Annotated in this window: 12 protein-coding genes; 2 read left to right on the top strand and 10 right to left on the bottom strand. The window is 64.7% G+C overall.

Annotated elements, in window-relative coordinates:
• Positions 1-12: 12 nt before the first annotated feature.
• Both HY896_13855 and HY896_13850 read left to right on the top strand, forming a co-directional pair.
• Entirely contained in the window at positions 13-216 is a 204-nt protein-coding gene (locus tag HY896_13855) for a 4-oxalocrotonate tautomerase family protein (protein ID MBI5577431.1), read from the top strand.
• Between the two features lie 121 nt (positions 217-337).
• A complete protein-coding gene (locus tag HY896_13850) occupies positions 338-868 on the top strand; it encodes a DUF3109 family protein (GenBank protein ID MBI5577430.1) in 531 nt (176 codons plus the stop codon).
• Here the strand turns inward: HY896_13850 and uvrA are convergent.
• From uvrA to gyrA, 10 genes are all read right to left on the bottom strand, one after another.
• A complete protein-coding gene (gene uvrA, locus HY896_13845) occupies positions 843-3,707 on the bottom strand; it encodes an excinuclease ABC subunit UvrA (GenBank protein MBI5577429.1) in 2,865 nt (954 codons plus the stop codon). The genes HY896_13850 and uvrA overlap by 26 nt on opposite strands.
• Before the next feature lie 6 nt (positions 3,708-3,713).
• Positions 3,714-4,697: a 4-hydroxythreonine-4-phosphate dehydrogenase PdxA gene (pdxA, locus tag HY896_13840; protein MBI5577428.1), complete on the bottom strand. Its 984-nt coding sequence runs from the start codon at positions 4,695-4,697 to the stop codon at positions 3,714-3,716.
• A gap of 11 nt (positions 4,698-4,708) precedes the next feature.
• Positions 4,709-5,686, bottom strand: a complete 978-nt coding sequence (locus tag HY896_13835; GenBank protein ID MBI5577427.1) for a peptidyl-prolyl cis-trans isomerase — start codon at positions 5,684-5,686, stop codon at positions 4,709-4,711.
• Positions 5,683-6,675: a peptidyl-prolyl cis-trans isomerase gene (locus HY896_13830; GenBank protein MBI5577426.1), complete on the bottom strand. Its 993-nt coding sequence runs from the start codon at positions 6,673-6,675 to the stop codon at positions 5,683-5,685. Before HY896_13830 ends, HY896_13835 begins: the two co-directional genes overlap by 4 nt.
• Before the next feature lie 27 nt (positions 6,676-6,702).
• On the bottom strand, positions 6,703-7,644 hold the full coding sequence (locus tag HY896_13825) for a peptidyl-prolyl cis-trans isomerase (GenBank protein MBI5577425.1): 942 nt from the start codon (positions 7,642-7,644) through the stop codon (positions 6,703-6,705).
• 59 nt (positions 7,645-7,703) lie between these two features.
• On the bottom strand, positions 7,704-11,183 hold the full coding sequence (gene mfd / locus HY896_13820) for a transcription-repair coupling factor (protein MBI5577424.1): 3,480 nt from the start codon (positions 11,181-11,183) through the stop codon (positions 7,704-7,706).
• Positions 11,184-11,194: 11 nt separating this feature from the next.
• The gene (gene nadA, locus HY896_13815; protein MBI5577423.1) at positions 11,195-12,118 is read right to left on the bottom strand and encodes a quinolinate synthase NadA; all 924 of its coding nucleotides are present in this window, start codon (positions 12,116-12,118) and stop codon (positions 11,195-11,197) included.
• The gene (locus HY896_13810; GenBank protein ID MBI5577422.1) at positions 12,115-13,140 is read right to left on the bottom strand and encodes an NAD(P)-dependent glycerol-3-phosphate dehydrogenase; all 1,026 of its coding nucleotides are present in this window, start codon (positions 13,138-13,140) and stop codon (positions 12,115-12,117) included. Before HY896_13810 ends, nadA begins: the two co-directional genes overlap by 4 nt.
• A gap of 25 nt (positions 13,141-13,165) precedes the next feature.
• Entirely contained in the window at positions 13,166-13,951 is a 786-nt protein-coding gene (locus HY896_13805) for a tetratricopeptide repeat protein (protein ID MBI5577421.1), read from the bottom strand.
• Between the two features lie 92 nt (positions 13,952-14,043).
• Positions 14,044-16,476 carry a DNA gyrase subunit A gene (gyrA, locus tag HY896_13800; protein ID MBI5577420.1) on the bottom strand — a complete coding sequence of 811 codons (2,433 nt, stop codon included), beginning with the start codon at positions 16,474-16,476 and terminating at the stop codon, positions 14,044-14,046.
• Positions 16,477-16,497: the final 21 nt, after the last annotated feature.

Raw genomic sequence — 16,497 nt, 5'->3', positions numbered from 1 at the left:
GGAGGTGGCGAGATGCCTTACGTGAATATCCGGATAACGCGGGAAGGGGCGACGGCGGAGCAGAAGGCGCGGCTTATCGAGGGAGTAACGCGGCTCCTGAAGGAAACGCTCGGGAAAAATCCGGCGACCACGGTCGTGACGATCGACGAGGTGGAAACCGACAACTGGGGGATCGCCGGAGAGACCGTCACGGTGCGGCGCAAGCGCGGGCAGTGACCTGGCCGCCATTTCTCACCATGCTTCTGCTACTGCGGCGGATACGGCCATGCCTGATGGCGACGATTTGCAGGTTACCGTAGAATGTGTATAATTTTACATTCTCATTAAAAAGAACCGTATGAAAATCGACCCGCTGATATTCCGCGCGAAATTTCCCGAGACCTGCCGCCTCGAGCAGTGCCGGAGCCGCTGCTGCCGTTTCGGCGTATGGGCCGATACGGCGGAGATGAGGAATATTCTCTCGAACCGCGACCTGTTCCTGCCGTACGTACGTCCTGAGGCCGCAGATCCTTCCAGCTGGTTCGGCAGGACAGAGCCCGATACCGACTGCCCGAGCGGCATGGCCGTGGAAACCGTGGTGGTCGGCGACGCCTGCGCTTTTTTCCATCCGAACCACGGCTGCGCCCTGCAGAAAGGCGCAATCGAGGCGGGGCTCCACGAATGGCGCTTCAAGCCGAGATTCTGCGTAATGTTCCCGCTGGTCCTCTCCGAGGGGACGCTCACCGTGGATGAAGAGATGAAGTCGCTCTGGTGCATGAAAGCGAAGAACCGGACCCATCCGATAACCGATTCCGTGCGGAAGGAAGTCCGGTTCCTGTTCGGCCAGGAGATGTTGAAGACCCTTACCCGCTCCCCGCAACCCCGCTGATTTCCTCGTACGGCGGGTTCTTTCCCCCGTTCAACACCTTTTTCAGGAAGCTCCCCGTTGCGGAGCGCGGATTCCGTGCGATCTCCTCCGGCGTTCCGCAGGCGACGACCTCCCCGCCGAGGTCGCCGCCTTCGGGGCCGAGGTCTATCACGTGGTCGGCCGTCTTGATGACGTCAAGGTTGTGCTCGATGATTATGACCGTGTTCCCCGCCTCGGCGAACATCTGAAGAACCGAAAGAAGCTTCCTGATGTCGTCGAAGTGAAGCCCCGTGGTGGGCTCGTCCAAAAGATATACGGTCTTTCCCGTGGCCCTCTTGGAGAGCTCGCGGGCAAGCTTCACTCGCTGCGCTTCGCCCCCGGAAAGGGTCGTGGCCGGTTGCCCCAGGCGGATGTATCCGAGCCCCACCCGCGACAGGGTGGAAAGCTTGCCGCGGATCGGCGGGATGTTCGAGAGGAATTCCAGCGCCTGGTCGACGGTCATGTCGAGCACGTCTGCGATGGTTTTCCCCTTGTAGGCGATCTCCAGCGTCTCGCGGTTGTATCGCTTCCCGCCGCACTCCTCGCAGGTGACGTAGACGTCCGGCATGAAGTGCATCTCGATTTTAAGGATGCCGTCCCCCTCGCAAGCCTCGCACCTTCCCCCTTTGACGTTGAAGGAGTAGCGGCCGGGACGGTACCCGCGCGTCTTGCTCTCCGGGAGCATGGCGAACAGGTCGCGGATGGGAGTGAAGGCGCCGGAATATGTGGCGGGGTTCGACCGCGGAGTTCTCCCGATGGGCGATTGATCGATGTTGATGACCTTGTCCACCAGGTGGATGCCGGAAAGCGCGTTGTGGGCGCCCGGCCGCTCGCGGGAACCGAATATCTTCTGGGCGAGCGCCCGGTAGAGGGTGTCGAGGACGAGCGTCGACTTGCCGGAGCCGGAGACGCCGGTGACGCAGGTGATCACGCCGAGCGGGAACGAGACGTCTATGTTCTTCAGATTGTTTGCACGGCATCCGGAAACGGCAAGGAAATTCCCGTTCGGGCGCCTGCGGGTCCGCGGCACGTCGATCCGTTTCCTCCCCGAAAGGTACTGCCCCGTGAGGGACGCCCCGTTCCCCACGATCTCCTCCGGCGGCCCCGACGCCACCACCGCCCCGCCGTGCTCACCCGCGCCGGGCCCCATGTCGATCACGTAATCCGCGGAGCGGATCGTCTCTTCGTCGTGCTCCACGACGAGCACCGTGTTCCCCAGGTCCCGAAGGTCCTTCAAGGTGAGGAGAAGCTTGCGGTTATCCCGCTGGTGCAGCCCGATCGAGGGCTCGTCGAGTATGTAGAGCACCCCCATGAGCTGCGACCCGATCTGCGTCGCCAGCCGGATCCTCTGCCCTTCCCCGCCGGACAGGGTGCCGGAGGCGCGGTCCAGGGATAGATAGGAAAGCCCGACGTTTCGCAGGAACGAAAGCCGGGACCGGATCTCCTTCAGGATCCGCGACCCGATCTGCTCCTCCTTCCGGGTGAGGGTGAGCGCCTTGAAGAATTCCTTCGCATCCTTGACGGAGAGCTTCGTCAGATCGTAAATGGACAGGCCTCCGACCCTGACGCAGAGGGCCTCTTTTTTAAGGCGTGCCCCGCCGCAGGAACGGCACGGCCGGTTGTTCATGTACCGCGCCAGCTCGTCGCGGATATCCTCCGAGCCGGTTTCCCGGAAGCGGCGCTCCAGGTTCCCGATAACCCCCTCGAACGGCCGGGTGAAGAAGTGGCGCCGGTCTCCCTCTTCGAGGAAAAACCGCACCGGCTCGTTCGACCCGTGCATGAGGATCTCCTTCGCCCGTGCGGGAAGCTTCCCGTAGGGGGTGTGCAGGGAGAATCCGAAATGTTTCGAGAGCGTTTCCAGCATCTGGTAGTAATAGATCGTCGTTCGCTTCTTCCACGGGTCGATCGCACCCTCGCGGATGCTTTTTTCCGGGTCGGGGACGACTAGGTCGGGGTCGAAATAGATCGTGCTGCCGAGACCGTCGCATTCGGGGCAGGCGCCGTGCGGGCTGTTGAAGGAGAATAGCCGCGGCGCGATTTCGGGGATGCTGACGGCGCAGTCGGTGCATGCGAACTTTTCGCTGTAGAGAGCGCCCTTGCCCCTGGAGTCCGCGATGCGGACCAGCCCGCCCGAAAGGGAAAGTGCGAGCGCCACGGAGTCGGCGAGCCGCCCCTGCGAAGCGGGGGAGATGCGTATACGGTCCACCACCACGTCGATGTCGTGCTTCCGGTTCCTGTCGAGGGCGATATCCTCCTCGAGGTCCCTCGGCGCGCCGTCGACGATCGCCCGGGTGAAGCCGTCCTTGACGAATTTCGCGAGCTCCTTTCGATACTCCCCTTTCCTTCCGCGGACGACCGGGGACAGTACCTGGATCTTTTCCCCCTCTCCCATCCCCATGACGGCGTCCACGATCTGCGTAACCGTTTGCCTCCGGATCTCCTTGCCGCAGGACGGGCAGTGCACCGTTCCGATCGATGAGTACAACAGCCTCAGGTAGTCGTATATTTCGGTGACGGTGCCCACGGTGGAACGGGGGTTCTTGCTGACCTGCTTCTGCTCGATGGAAATGGCGGGGGATAGCCCTTCGATCACGTCGACGTCGGGCTTCTCCATCTGCTCCAGGAACTGGCGCGCGTACGCCGACAGCGACTCCACGTACCTGCGCTGCCCCTCCGCGTAGATCGTGTCGAAGGCGAGGGAGGACTTGCCCGAGCCGGATACGCCGGTGATGACTACCAGGCGGTCGCGCGGGATCTCCACGTCGACGTTCTTCAGGTTGTGCTCGCGCGCGCCGCGCACGACGATCCGGTCGAGAGCCACGGCCGCCTACCTTTTCGCCTTCGCCATCTCCGCGGCCATCCGGATCGCGGCAAGCAGGCTCGCGGGGCTTGCGATCCCCTTCCCCGCGATGTCGTATGCGGTTCCGTGGTCCACCGAGGTGCGTATGATGGGGAGACCCATGGTCACGTTGACCCCGTCCTCGAAATGGACGAGCTTCAATGGTATCAGTCCATGGTCGTGCGTCATCGCCACCACGACGTCGAATTCCCCTTTCCAGGCGCGATGGAACACCGTGTCCGGCGGATACGGGCCGGTAGCAAGGATTCCGTCGGCTGCGCATGCGGCGACCGCCGGAGCAACCAACGTTGCCTCCTCGTCTCCGAACAGCCCCCCCTCTCCGGCATGGGGATTTACTCCCGCCACGGCGATCCGGGGAGAGCCCGCACCCATGTATTTACGGAAGAAGGAGTCGGTGATCCGTATCGTTTTTTCGATGATCCGGGGTGAAAGAAGTTCCAGCGCCCGGCGCAGCGATACGTGGATGGTCGCGAGCGCCACGCGCAGCCGGTCCCCTGCGAGCATCATGACCACCTCCGCCCCTCCGCACAGTTCGGCGAGGTACTCCGTATGCCCCGGGTGCCGCACGCCTGCGAGTTTCAGTCCCTCCTTCGTGATGGGGCAGGTTACGACAGCGTCGGCCCGCGCCGCAAGGACGTCAACCGCGGCCGCGCGGATGTAGTCCGCCATCGCCCGGGACCCGGCGGCGGTCCGTTTTCCGAAAGGAACCTCCTCGAGGGATAGAGCGGAAAGGGACAGCACGGCTATCCTTCCCGGAGCGGGAGCCTCGTCCGCAGGGACGATCTCGACGGACGCTCCGATTACGGCGGCGGCGCGGCGAATAACCTCCGGGTCCCCGTACACCACAGGAATGCAGACCGAGAAAATATCCGGGATAGTGTGCGCCATGACGACGATCTCCGGTCCGATGCCGGCCGGGTCTCCCATCGTCACGGCGATGCGCGGAAGCATGTCCTTCCGCCTTACAGCCGGATGTCGATCGAAGCGGTTTTTTTCAGTTCCGCCAGGATGTCGGCGTACGCCTTCTCGCTCCGCCGGTCGGCGATTTCCTCTGCCAGCGCGTCCTTCAGGTTCGAAAATTCGGGCAGCGTTCCGCCCTGCCGTTCCTTCACGTGGACCAGGTATGCTCCGTTCTCCATGAAGAACGTAGGGGAGGTCTCGAATGTGCGCAGGCGCCTGATCTCCTTCTGGATCTCCGGGAGCAGGTCGGAGGTTTTCACGAAATTCGACGTAAGGACCGACGTTCCGGGAAGGGTCTTCGAAATCAGCTCCGACACGTCGGAAAGCGCCCTGCCGGCCCGGACATATTCATTCGCCTGCTGCGCGGCGATACGCAGGCGGACAACGCGGTCGGGTCCCGCATCCTCGGGCGGAAGCGGGAGATAAAGGGTCATGAGCCGGACTTCCCCCCCCTCGCGGAACCGCTCCGCGTTCTCCTTGTAGTAAATCTTGACTTCCTCGTCCGTCACGGTGACGTCCTTCAGCTTCTTCGCGCGGACGATCGCGCCGCGTTCCATCTGCCACCGCAGGCGCCTCCGGTATCCTTCCAGGGAGATCCCCTCACGGACGAGCGCCTCCTTGAAATCCGCCTCCGAAAGGTTGTTGTTCCTTCGGACGGATTCCACCGCCCGGTTGATGTCCGGCTCCTGGATGTCCTGCCCGAGCTTCTTCAGCTCCTTGTGGAGCAGGACCGACTCCACGAGCGTCTCGATCCAGTGGAGTATCCGCCGGGTGTCCTTCTCTTCCCGCAGGTACAGGTCTGCGTCGCCGACCGGGATGCCGAGCCCCTCGGCCGCCGCATCGCGGACCTCGGAAAAAGTGATCGGATCGTCGTCAACAACGGCAACTACGCCGTCGACGACCCTTGCCTGGGCCGGGATCGCCTGCGCCGCCGCAAGGATGCAGAAGAGCAGGATCGCCGGTAACCGCATTTTTTTCATTTTCCCCCCTCTGTCATCCGGTCGAGCAGCGTTTCCTGGACCCGGATGTCCGCCTTGCCGACCTTCGCCCGCAGCCATGACCGGAACGCGTCCTCCCTGCGGCTGCGCAGCAGCCCCTCGCGGATTTCCGGCGCGGCCGCGGCAAGGGAAAGCGCGTGGGCGGGCTCTTTACGGACCACCACGAACAGGCTGTAGCTTCCCTCCCTCGGAACGATTCCGCTCACGCCGCCCTCATTCAGCGAGAAAAGCTCCGCGGCGATTTCCTCGGGAAGGTCTTCCCGGGTGACTTCCCCAAGGTCGGCAGCCGTGGGACGGACATCTCCGGAGGAAAAACGCTCTACGACCTTATCAGGGCCCTCGCCTTCCAATATCTTACCCCGTGCGGTTCGGGCGTTTTCCTCGGAATCGAACAGGAACTGGCGCACCCGGATCCGTTCGGGACGGGAAAATTCCCTTTCCCGGCGGCGGAAAACCTGCTCGACTTCCTCCCGGGTCACCGACGCGCGGGAGTCGGCTATGGCCGCCGCGGACTTCCGATAAAGAAGAGAGCGGGCGAGTTCTCTCCGCCACGATTCCATATCCCTCCCCGTCTGGATAATCGCCTTCTCCAGTCCGCCGGGAGGAAAGTCGGCACGGAACCGTTCGACTTCCTTTTCCACCTCGGCGCCTGAAACGGCTATCCCGAGACGCTCCCCCTCGGCAAGAACGACCGACCGTTCGATGAGGAGCCGCAATGCTTCCTGCGCCTCCCTGCGCCCTGCGCTTTTCGTTGAAATGGAGGGGGCGGCGCCCCCGGAATCGGCGGCGGGTGCAAGCCCCCTCTGCGCGGCGATCTCGTTCTTCAAGTCTTTCAGTGAGATGGGAGCCCCGTCGACCTGGGCCACGACGACGTCCGCATCGGAACGCGGCGCCGGGTCCCGCGAGCAGGAAATAAGAAGGGCCGCCAGCGCGGCGGCAAGGGCCATCCTGGACGTGACGTTAGCCAGCATTTCTCGGCATGCCGGGATACGACGCGATCAGCGCCCCCCGTGCGGCGAAACCGGCCCCCCGGCCGGAGCCTGCTCACGGCCCGCCGGCTTGTCCGCCGGTCCGGGCTGCGGGGCCGGAGCCCCCGGAGGCGGGGGCGGTTCCCCTGCGGGAGCGCCCACGACCTGGACCTTCGCCTTCTGCTTTACCTGCGCAAGGAGCGTCTCGAACGCGTCGCGCTGCGCCTGCTCCCGCAGGTCGGCCGCGATCTGCCCCTTGACCTCCTCGAAGGGCTGGAGCCCGGCGGGCTTCTTCTCCCCCACCTGGATCAGGTGGTATCCGTAGGATGTCCGGACGGGTCCGGCAACCGACCCGGTGGGCGCCGCGAACGCCGCGGCTTCGAACGTCTTGTCGAACTTCCCGCGCTCGATGAACCCCAGGTCCGCCGTTACGCCGCCCTCCTTCGACGCCTGTTTCATCAACTCCTCGAACGGCGTGCCGGACCTGGACTGCCGGGCCATCGCCTCGGCCTGCGCGCGGTCCTTGAAGAGAACATGGCTTACCCGCACCCGATCGCCGACGCGGAAACTATCCACGTTCGCTTCGTAGAATTTGCGCAGCGCGTCGTCGGACAGGCCCGGCGCCTTCTCCGTAACGTCTTTAAGGAGCGCTTCCAGGAGTATCGACCTGCGCGCCATGTTCAGCCGCTCGCGGACCTCCTCCTTGCGATCGAACCCGCGGCGAAGCGCTTCCTGCATGAGCAGGTCCCGGGTTATCAGGCTTTCAAGGAACTGCGCCCTGCCCTGCGGGGTTTCCAGGATCGGCCGGACATAGGGGGGAAGGGACTTCGCCTCTTCTTCCAGGGTCGCCTCGGTTATCGGCTGGCCGTTGACCGTGGCGAGAATCCTGTCCGTCTTCCCCTTCTCGATTCCGCTGCAGGCCCACAGGAACGGGATCGTCCCCACGAGCAGCACCACGGATAACTTGCGCATGCGCCGGCCTCCTTCCCGCTGGTCAGGTTGCTGTGGTTTTCGGATGCATTTCGGAAACATCATATGCTACGCCCCGGTATAAATCGGTTCAACAGGTTTTTGGCGGCGGCAAGTACGTCTTCCGGCCCTGCGCCGGGGATTCTCATCGCGAGGACCTCTCCGTGGGCGAAGTGGAAATTCTTCCGCTCCTTCGTCACCCAGCGCACCATGAGGCTGCGGTCGACTTCCGAACGGTCGGAAAGCGACAAAAAGATAGACCCGTTCCCACGCTTGATCTCACGTACTCCCAATTCGCGCATCCGGACCCTGATACGCGACAGGTCGCAAAGGGCGCTCGCCGGAACCGGCAGCCGGCCGAACCTGTCCAGAAGCTCGAGTTCCAGCTCATCTACCGCATCTTCCGTCCTCGCCATCGCCAGCTTCCTGTAGAAATCGAGCCGCATCCCCGCCTCGGGGATGTAGTCGTCTGGAAGAAAAGCGGGAATCCCGAGATCGAGCTCCGGCTCTTCTTCCGTGGCGGCTGCTTTCCCGGAAAGCTCCGCCATGGCCTCCGACAGGAGCTGGGTGTACATCTCGTATCCCACCTGGTGGATCTGTCCCGACTGGTCCTTTCCCAGCAGGTTCCCCGCCCCGCGGATTTCAAGGTCGTGGGATGCGATCTTGAACCCGGATCCGAGCTCCGTCAGCTCTTCGAGCACGGCCAGGCGCTGAGCGGCTTCCTTCGTGGTCGTAACATCCTTGGGCACCAGGAAGTAAGCATAGGCGCGGTGCCGGTCGCGGCCTACACGGCCGCGGAGCTGGTAGAGCTGGGCGAGCCCGAACCTGTGCGCGTCGTTTACGAGGATCGTGTTGGCGTTGGGGATGTCCAGCCCCGACTCGATTATGGCCGAGCACAGAAGAAGGTCCACGCGGCGCGATGCGAAGTCGTCCATCGCCAACGCCAGCTCCTCCTCCTCCATCTGCCCGTGGGCGACGCCGATTTTGACCCCCGGCAGGATTTCCCTCAGGAACCGCTCCATCTCCGGGAGAGTCTGAACGCGGTTGTGGACGAAGAAGACCTGCCCCCCGCGCCGGATCTCCCGGTCCACGGCTTCCCGTACCGTCTCCCCTGCGAAGGGAAGAACGAAGGTTCGAATGGAGAGGCGGTCCTCCGGCGGCGTCGCGATGATGCTGATGTCGCGGATGCCGGAAAACGCCATGTGAAGCGTCCGGGGAATGGGGGTGGCGGAAAGCGTCAGGACGTCCACCGACGCGCGCAGCCGCTTCATCTTCTCCTTGTGCGTCACGCCGAACCGCTGTTCCTCGTCGATGATCACGAGCGCGAGGTCCTTGAAGGCGACGTCCTTCTGGAGAAGGCGGTGTGTCCCGATGACGATGTCCACATTCCCCCGGGCCATCTCCTTCAACACGTTCGCCTGTTCGGCCTTCGAGCGGAAGCGGGAAAGGTTCTCCACGCGTATCGGATAGGCGGAAAGGCGCCGGCGGAACGTATGGCAGTGCTGCTCGGCGAGGACCGTCGTTGGCACAAGGACTGCGGTCTGCCGGCCCTCCTGCGCGACCTTGAACGCGGCGCGGATCGCGACTTCCGTCTTGCCGTATCCCACGTCCCCGCAGACAAGGCGGTCCATCGGGCGGGAGGAGGAAAGGTCTCCGGTGACTTCGCGTATCACCCGCTGCTGGTCGGGCGTTTCCTCGTGGTCGAAGGATGCCTCGAACTCCCGGTAGATCTCGTCGGGTGCGCCGAACGCGGGGCGGGCGGCGAGCTGCCGCTTCGCCTGGATCGCGATCAGGTCCTGCGCCATTTCCAGGAGGGAGTCCCGCACCCGCTGCTTCGCCCGCTGCCATGCCGTCCCGCCCAGCTTGGCAAGCCGCGGCTTCGCCTCCTCGGAAGCGATGTAGCGCTGCACGCGGGACATCTTCTCGACGGGGACGAAGAGCCTGTCCCCTCCCGCGTACTCCAGTACGAGAAAATCCCCCTCCACTCCACCCGCCGAGCGACGCAAAAGCCCCCGGTATACCCCGACACCGTGATCGGCGTGGACCGCGAGATCGTTCACGCGGATCTCCCGGAGCGAGAACTCTTCCGCCGGCGCCGCCGTCTCCCTGCGCGCCTTCCGCGCGCGCGCCTTCTCGCCGAAGATTTCCGCCTCGGTGACCAGCGCAACGCGCAGTTCCGGGAACCGGAACCCCCGCGTCACCTCGGAACGGCAGAGCGCGATCCCCCGCCCTCCCGAAAGCGCCTCCGCAAGCGTTTCGGCCTTCGCCAGGGGAAGCGCGTATCTGCCCAGCAGCTCCTCCATCCGATCGGCCTGGGAAGGGGTCAGCGAAGTAACCGCGAAGCGGTCCCCCCGCTTCCACCACTCCTTGGCCTCCGCGGCCAGGGGATAAAGAAGCCCCTCGCCCGTGGACTGCACCGTGCTCCGCCGGATGTCCTCGTTTCCCCTGGCGTCGATCTCCCCGCGGACGAAATCCGTTCGCCCGAACGGGGCCGCCTCGATCGAATCGAAGGAGAGAACCGGCCTGGCCTGGAGCGCCCCGAGGAACTCTTCCGGCGTCGCGAAACAATCAGCGGGAGGCGGCAGGCCGCTTTCCCGGCCCGAAAGCAGGTAATTCTCCTCCGCTTCGGCGAAAGACCGTCTTGCCTGCGCGCCGCAGGCGACGGAATCGACGGCGGCGATCGGCGTCCCTTCCGGGAGGTAATCGAAGAGAGAGGAGGCGCGCCCGTACAGAAGCGGAAGGACCGCCTCGATCCCGTGATAACGGATCCCCTGCCTCAGCGCATGCCCGGCGGACGCGCCGACTGACGCAGCGGCCGAGGACAGGTATTCCGGACGGGTGATCACCTGGGAACAGGGGAGGACGACGAGCGCCTCTTCTTCCGTCTTCCCTTCCCCGCCCCGCGGCAGGGTCCTCTGGGTTACGGGATCGAACCAGCGGATCGATTCGACCCGGTCGCCGTCCAGCGTGAGCCTCGCGGGCAGCGGATGGGCGGGGCTGTACACCTCGACGATCCCTCCCCGGACGGAATAGTCGCCCGCCTCAGCGGTCGAAGGGAGCCTCGCATACCCCGCCTCGGAAAGACGGCGGGAGAACTCCGCGACGTCGATATCGTCTCCCGGCGCCACCCGCCGAACGGCACGCAGGAACACCTCCCGGGGAAGCGTCTTCTCCACCGCCGCCTCCACGGAAGAAATAACGACGGCGGGATCGCCCGCCGCAAGGCGGTCGAGCGCCCGCATCCGGTCGTGGACCGCGGGGGCGTAGGGAGGCATCGACTCGTACGGCGCGACTTCGGAGGAGGGGAAAAGAAACACGCAGCCCGGCCCCGCATACGCGGAGATCTCCCGGAGGGTTTCTTCCGCCTCGGCCGCCGTCGGAGCAAGGAGAAGGACGGAGCGGTTGCTCCTCAGGAACCATCGCGATACGAGGAACGAACGAAGCCCGGCCGGTACGCGCAGGACCTGCAGGCAGGGACGGGCCTGCGTCTCGAAGGCGCGCGCGATGTGCTCGAATGAAAGGGCCGGTGTAGAGGAAGGCATCCGTATACGGTTCAGGCGTCGCGCGGAACGCGCAGCATCGCCTCCAGGGCGGCATGTGCCTTCTCCCGGATATCTCCCGGCACGGTCACCACGGGGGAAAGCGTCTCCAGTGCGTCCTTTACGTCCTCCAGCGTGGTCAGTTTCATGTTCGGACAGATGAGCGCCCTCGAGGCCAGGTGGAACTTTTTCTCCGGGTTCTCCTTCCGGAGACGGTACAGGATCCCCATCTCCGTCCCGACAATGAACTCCTTCGCCCCGTCCCCGCGGCAGAAGGAATACATTCCTGCGGTGGACTTCACGGCGTCGGCCATCGCCACGACTTCCGGACGGCACTCCGGGTGGACGATCAGCAGGGCGCCGGGATGGGCATCGCGGGCCTTCCCGATATCCTCCACGGTTACCCGCTCATGAGTCGGGCAGTAGCCGTCCCACCATGAAATCCGCCGCCCGGAAATCTTCGCCACGTACTGCGCCAGGTTCCGGTCGGGCACCATGAATACTTCCTTGTCCTGCGGGATCGACCGGACGACGTTGACGGCGTTCCCGGAGGTGCAGCAGATGTCGGATACGGCCTTGACCTCCGCCGAGGAATTCACGTAGGTTACGACGACGGCGCCGGGGTGCTGCGCGCGCCAGGCGTTCAGGTCGTCCGCCGTGATCATGTCGGCCATCGGGCAGCCCGCTTCCATTCGGGGAAGGAGGACCGTCTTTTGCGGTGAAAGGATAGCCGCGCTCTCCGCCATGAAGTGGACGCCGCAGAATACGATCACCTCCGCATCGGACTTCGCCGCCTCCCGGCTCAATCCGAGCGAGTCTCCCGTTATGTCGGCGATCTCCTGGATCTCGTCGCGTTGATAGTTGTGCGCCAGGAGCACCGCTTTCCGCCGGACCAGAAGCCCCCGGATCTCCTTCTTCAACGCCGCTTGTTCCCTCATGCCCCTTGCCCGTCCCTTTCCTGCCGCAGCGCACGCGCGAAAAGCCTGTCCACCGCGGATTTGACGTCCTTCCCTTCGTGCAGGATGAGGTAAACCTGCTCGGATATCGGCATCGGCACTCCCGTGCGCCGGGAGAGGTCCATGGCGGCCCGGGCGGTTTCCACCCCTTCCGCTACCATCTTCATCCCTGCGAGTATTTCGGAGATCCCCTCTCCCCGTCCGATGCGCAAGCCCACGGTCCGGTTCCGGGATAGGTCGCCGGTGCAGGTCAGCACAAGGTCGCCCAACCCGGCAAGCCCCGCGAACGTCTGCGGGTCGGCCCCCAGGTGGACGCCCAGTCGGGAGATTTCCGCCAGCCCGCGGGAGATGAGAAGGGAGCGTGCGTTATGCCCGAACCCCAGGCCGTCGCACATCCCGGCGGCGATGGCCATGATGTTTTTGAGAGCGCCGCCGATCTCGATCCCCACCACGTCGGTTTCCGCGTACACCCGGAACCGGCCCCCCGAAAAAACGGCCTGGAGGAAAGCGGCCACCGAAGCGTCGCGGGAGGCCACCGTGGCGCCGGTGGGCTTCCCTTCGGCGACTTCGCGCGAGAAGGTGGGGCCCGAGAGGACCGCAAGCCGCGGCGACGCGTCGGGAAGTTCCTCCGCAAGGACCTCCGTCATCCTCATAAGCGTCCCGTTTTCCACCCCCTTGGCCAGCGAAACGACGGTTGCCCCCGGCTCGATGCATCCGGCGATTTCCCTTGCGACCGCACGCAGGTATTGCGAGGGGACAGCCATCGCAACGATCTCCCTGCCGGAGACCGCCTCCCGAAGGTCCGTCGTCGGGCGGAGAGACGGCGGGAGTTTTATCCCGGGGAGGAACGTCCGGTTCTCCCCCGACTCGCTGATTCCGTCGCATACTTCCTTCTCGCGCACCCAGAGCGAGACATCCCTGCTTCGCGCCGAAAGCATCGCGGCGAAGGCCGTCCCCCACGACCCGCCGCCGACGACCGCGACCCGGGCCTTCCCGACCTCCATCATGCCGGTCCCTCCTCCCGTCATGCTAACGCACCTTCATGCGGCGTTTCAGGCGGTCGATCTTCTCGGCAACGTACGAGGGGTCTTCCCAGTCGTTCCGGATCGCCTCGTACTGCTCCACCGCCTCCGACAGACGGCCCAGCCCTTCGAGCGATTGCGCCATCCCCCAGCGCGCCCGCGCGATGCCTCTACGGTCAGTCGCAAGGTAGGACAGCTTCCGGAACTCCCGGTCGGCCTCCAGGAACTTCCCTTCGGCCAGCAGCGCGAACGCCAGCATCCATCGGCCCTCCGCCGCCCGCGAGGACTCGGGGAATTTCTCGACCAGCTCGGAAAGCGCCGCGAACTCCCGCGGCCGGTCGGAAGCGCCTTCGTACGCTTTCGCCAGGAGGAGCAGAACCTCGTCCATCCGTCCGAACCGCGGGTGCAGCTTCCGGATCATCTCCAGCTCTTCCGCCGCCGCGGCGTGGTCGAGGAAATGAAGGAGGTGGATCTCGCCCCGCCGGAGCAGCGCCTGCGGCGCCTCGGACGCCCGCGGGTAATTGAAGACGAGAGACTCGTAGGCTTCGAGCGCAGCCGGATAGTTCCGGTAGTAGGTCCCGAACAGCTCCCCCTGCCGCAACAGCGCGGTGGGTGCATGCCGGGACTGGGGGTATTCCTTCGGGATCGACCGGTAGCCCGAAAGCGCGGTCTCCATCTTCTGCTCCAGCAGCGCCTTCTCCGCCGCTTCGAACCGCTCCCTCGCCGGATCCGTGCACCCGGCAAGGGCCAGAAGCCCGAGGCAGAGCAGGATAACGGCGCACAGTCTTTTCACCGCGCGGGCCGCGGCGTGTCTCCTGTCAAAAATAGGGCGTGGCATCGAGGGCCGAATGCAGCCATATTTTGGATAGGAGGCACGCCGCGGCCTTACTCCTCCTTCTCCGCCAGCCGGGCGAGCGACGCGACGCGCTCGTTCTCCTGCAATCCGATCAGGCGCACCCCCTGGGTATTCCGCCCGATGACGCGGATTTCGTCGACGGCCATCCGGATGATCTTGCCGGAGTCGGTGACCAGCATCACGTCGTCGCCTTCGGAGACCTGTGCCACTCCGACGATCGCGCCGGTCTTCTCTGTGACCTTGAGGGTAATGAGCCCCTTCCCGCCCCGGGACTGGACACGGTATTCCTCTATGGCGGTGCGCTTGCCGAACCCGTTCTCCGTCGCCGTGAGGAGCGTCCCCTGGGGACGCAGGATTTCCATGCCTACGACCGCGTCGCCTTCTTCCAGGTCGATCCCGCGGACCCCTACGGCTGCCCGTCCCATGGAGCGGACGTCCCCCTCGTGGAACCGGATCGACATCCCGTGCCGCGTGGAAAGAAAGATCTCGTCCTGCCCCGAAGTGATCGCAGTGGCGATCAGCTGGTCCCCCTCGTTAAGCCCCATCGCGATGATCCCGCCCGCCCGCGGCCGGGAGTACTCCATGAGCTCCGTCTTCTTGATTACCCCCTGCGCCGTCGCCGTCACCACGTATTTCCCCGCCACGAACTCCTTGACGGGGAGGACCGTCGGGGTCGATTCCCCCGGCGACAACGACAGCAGGTTCACGATGGCGCGCCCCTTGGCGGCGCGGCTGGCCTCCGGCAGTTCGTGGACCTTCAGCCAGTACAGCTTCCCCGTGTTGGAAAAGAACAGGATGTATGAGTGCATGGAGGCGATGAATACGCTTTCGACGAAATCCTCTTCCTTGGTCCCCATCCCCACCTTGCCGCGGCCTCCGCGGCGCTGCGTCCGGTAGAGGCTGATCGGGTTCCTCTTGATGTAGCCCGTGTGCGAAACGGTGACGACCATCTCCTCGTCGACGATCAGGTCCTCGAGCCGTATGTCCTTCGTCTCCCGGACGATCTGCGAGCGCCGCCCGTCGGCGTAAGCTTCCCGGATCTGCCGGAACTCCTCCCCGATGACGCGAAGCAGCTCCTTCTCCTCGGCGAGGATTTTCTTCAGGCGCGTGATCTCCGCCTTTACGTCCTTCAGCTCCTCGAGGATCTTCTCCCTTTCCAGGCCGGTCAGCCGCTGCAGCCGCATGTCGAGGATCGCCTGCGCCTGGATCTCCGTCAGGCCGAACTTCGACATCAGGCCGTCCCTGGCCGTCCTGGGATCCTTCGACGCGCGGATGAGCTTGATAACCGCATCGAGGTTCTCAAGCGCTATCTTGTAGCCCTCCAGTATGTGGGCCCGCGCCTCGGCCTTCCGCAACAGGAACAGCGTCCGCTTCGTCACGACTTCCTTGCGGTACGCCAGGAACTCCTCGAGCGTCTGCTTGAGGTTCAGCGTGCGCGGCTGGTTCTGGACGATCGCCAGCAACTGCACCCCGAAGGAGGTCTGCATCTGCGTCTGCTTGTAGAGGTTGTTGAGGACCACTTCGGCGACTGCGTCTTTTTTAAGCTCAACGACGACCCGCATGCCGTCGCGGTCCGACTCATCCCGGATGTCGGAGATCTCCTCGATCTGTTTCTCCCGGGCCAGATCGGCGATCTTCTCGATCATCCGCGCCTTGTTCACCTGGTAGGGAATCTCGGTGATGACGATCGCCTCGCGGTCCCCCTTCTTCATCTTCTCGATGAAGGCGCGGGCGCGGATCTGGACGCTGCCGCGGCCCGTCCGGTAGGCGTCGCGCACCCCTTCCAGCCCGTAGAGGATGCCGCCCGTGGGGAAGTCCGGCGCAGGGACGAATTCCATCAGCTCGTCGACCGTGATCTCCGGGTTGGCGATGAGGGCAGCGAGCGCGTCGAGCACTTCGCCCAGGTTGTGCGGCGGGATGGAGGTGGCCATCCCGACGGCGATCCCCGCGGAGCCGTTCACGAGCAGGTTGGGGATGCGGGCGGGCAGGACGCGCGGTTCGGAGAGCGAACCGTCGTAGTTGGGGACCGTCTCGACCGTCTCCTTGTCGAGGTCGGAGAGGAGCTCGGCGGTAATCTTCGCCATCCGGACCTCGGTGTACCGCATCGCGGCGGCCGAGTCCCCGTCCACCGAGCCGAAGTTCCCCTGGCCGTCGATGAGCGGATAGCGGAGGGAGAAGTCCTGCACCATCCGCACGAGGGCGTCGTAAACGGCGGTATCGCCGTGGGGGTGGTATTTACCTATGACGTCTCCGACGACGCGCGCGGACTTCTTGTACGGCTTGCCGTACTCGTTGCCCAGCTCGTACATCGCGTACAGGATGCGCCGCTGGACGGGCTTGAGGCCGTCGCGCACGTCGGGCAGCGCCCGCCCCACGATCACGCTCATCGCGTAATCGAGGTAGCTCTGCTGCATCTCGTCCTGTACGGTGCGACGCTGCGCCGGTCTGCTAAACAGATCCATCGGCTATGACACTCCTGTGCC

The sequence above is a fragment of the Deltaproteobacteria bacterium genome (assembly GCA_016218975.1).
Classification (GTDB): Bacteria; Desulfobacterota; Deferrimicrobia; order Deferrimicrobiales; family Deferrimicrobiaceae; genus JAENIX01.
The sequence above is the reverse complement of the archived record's forward strand: the minus strand, read 5'-3'. Positions and strand labels throughout refer to the sequence as shown.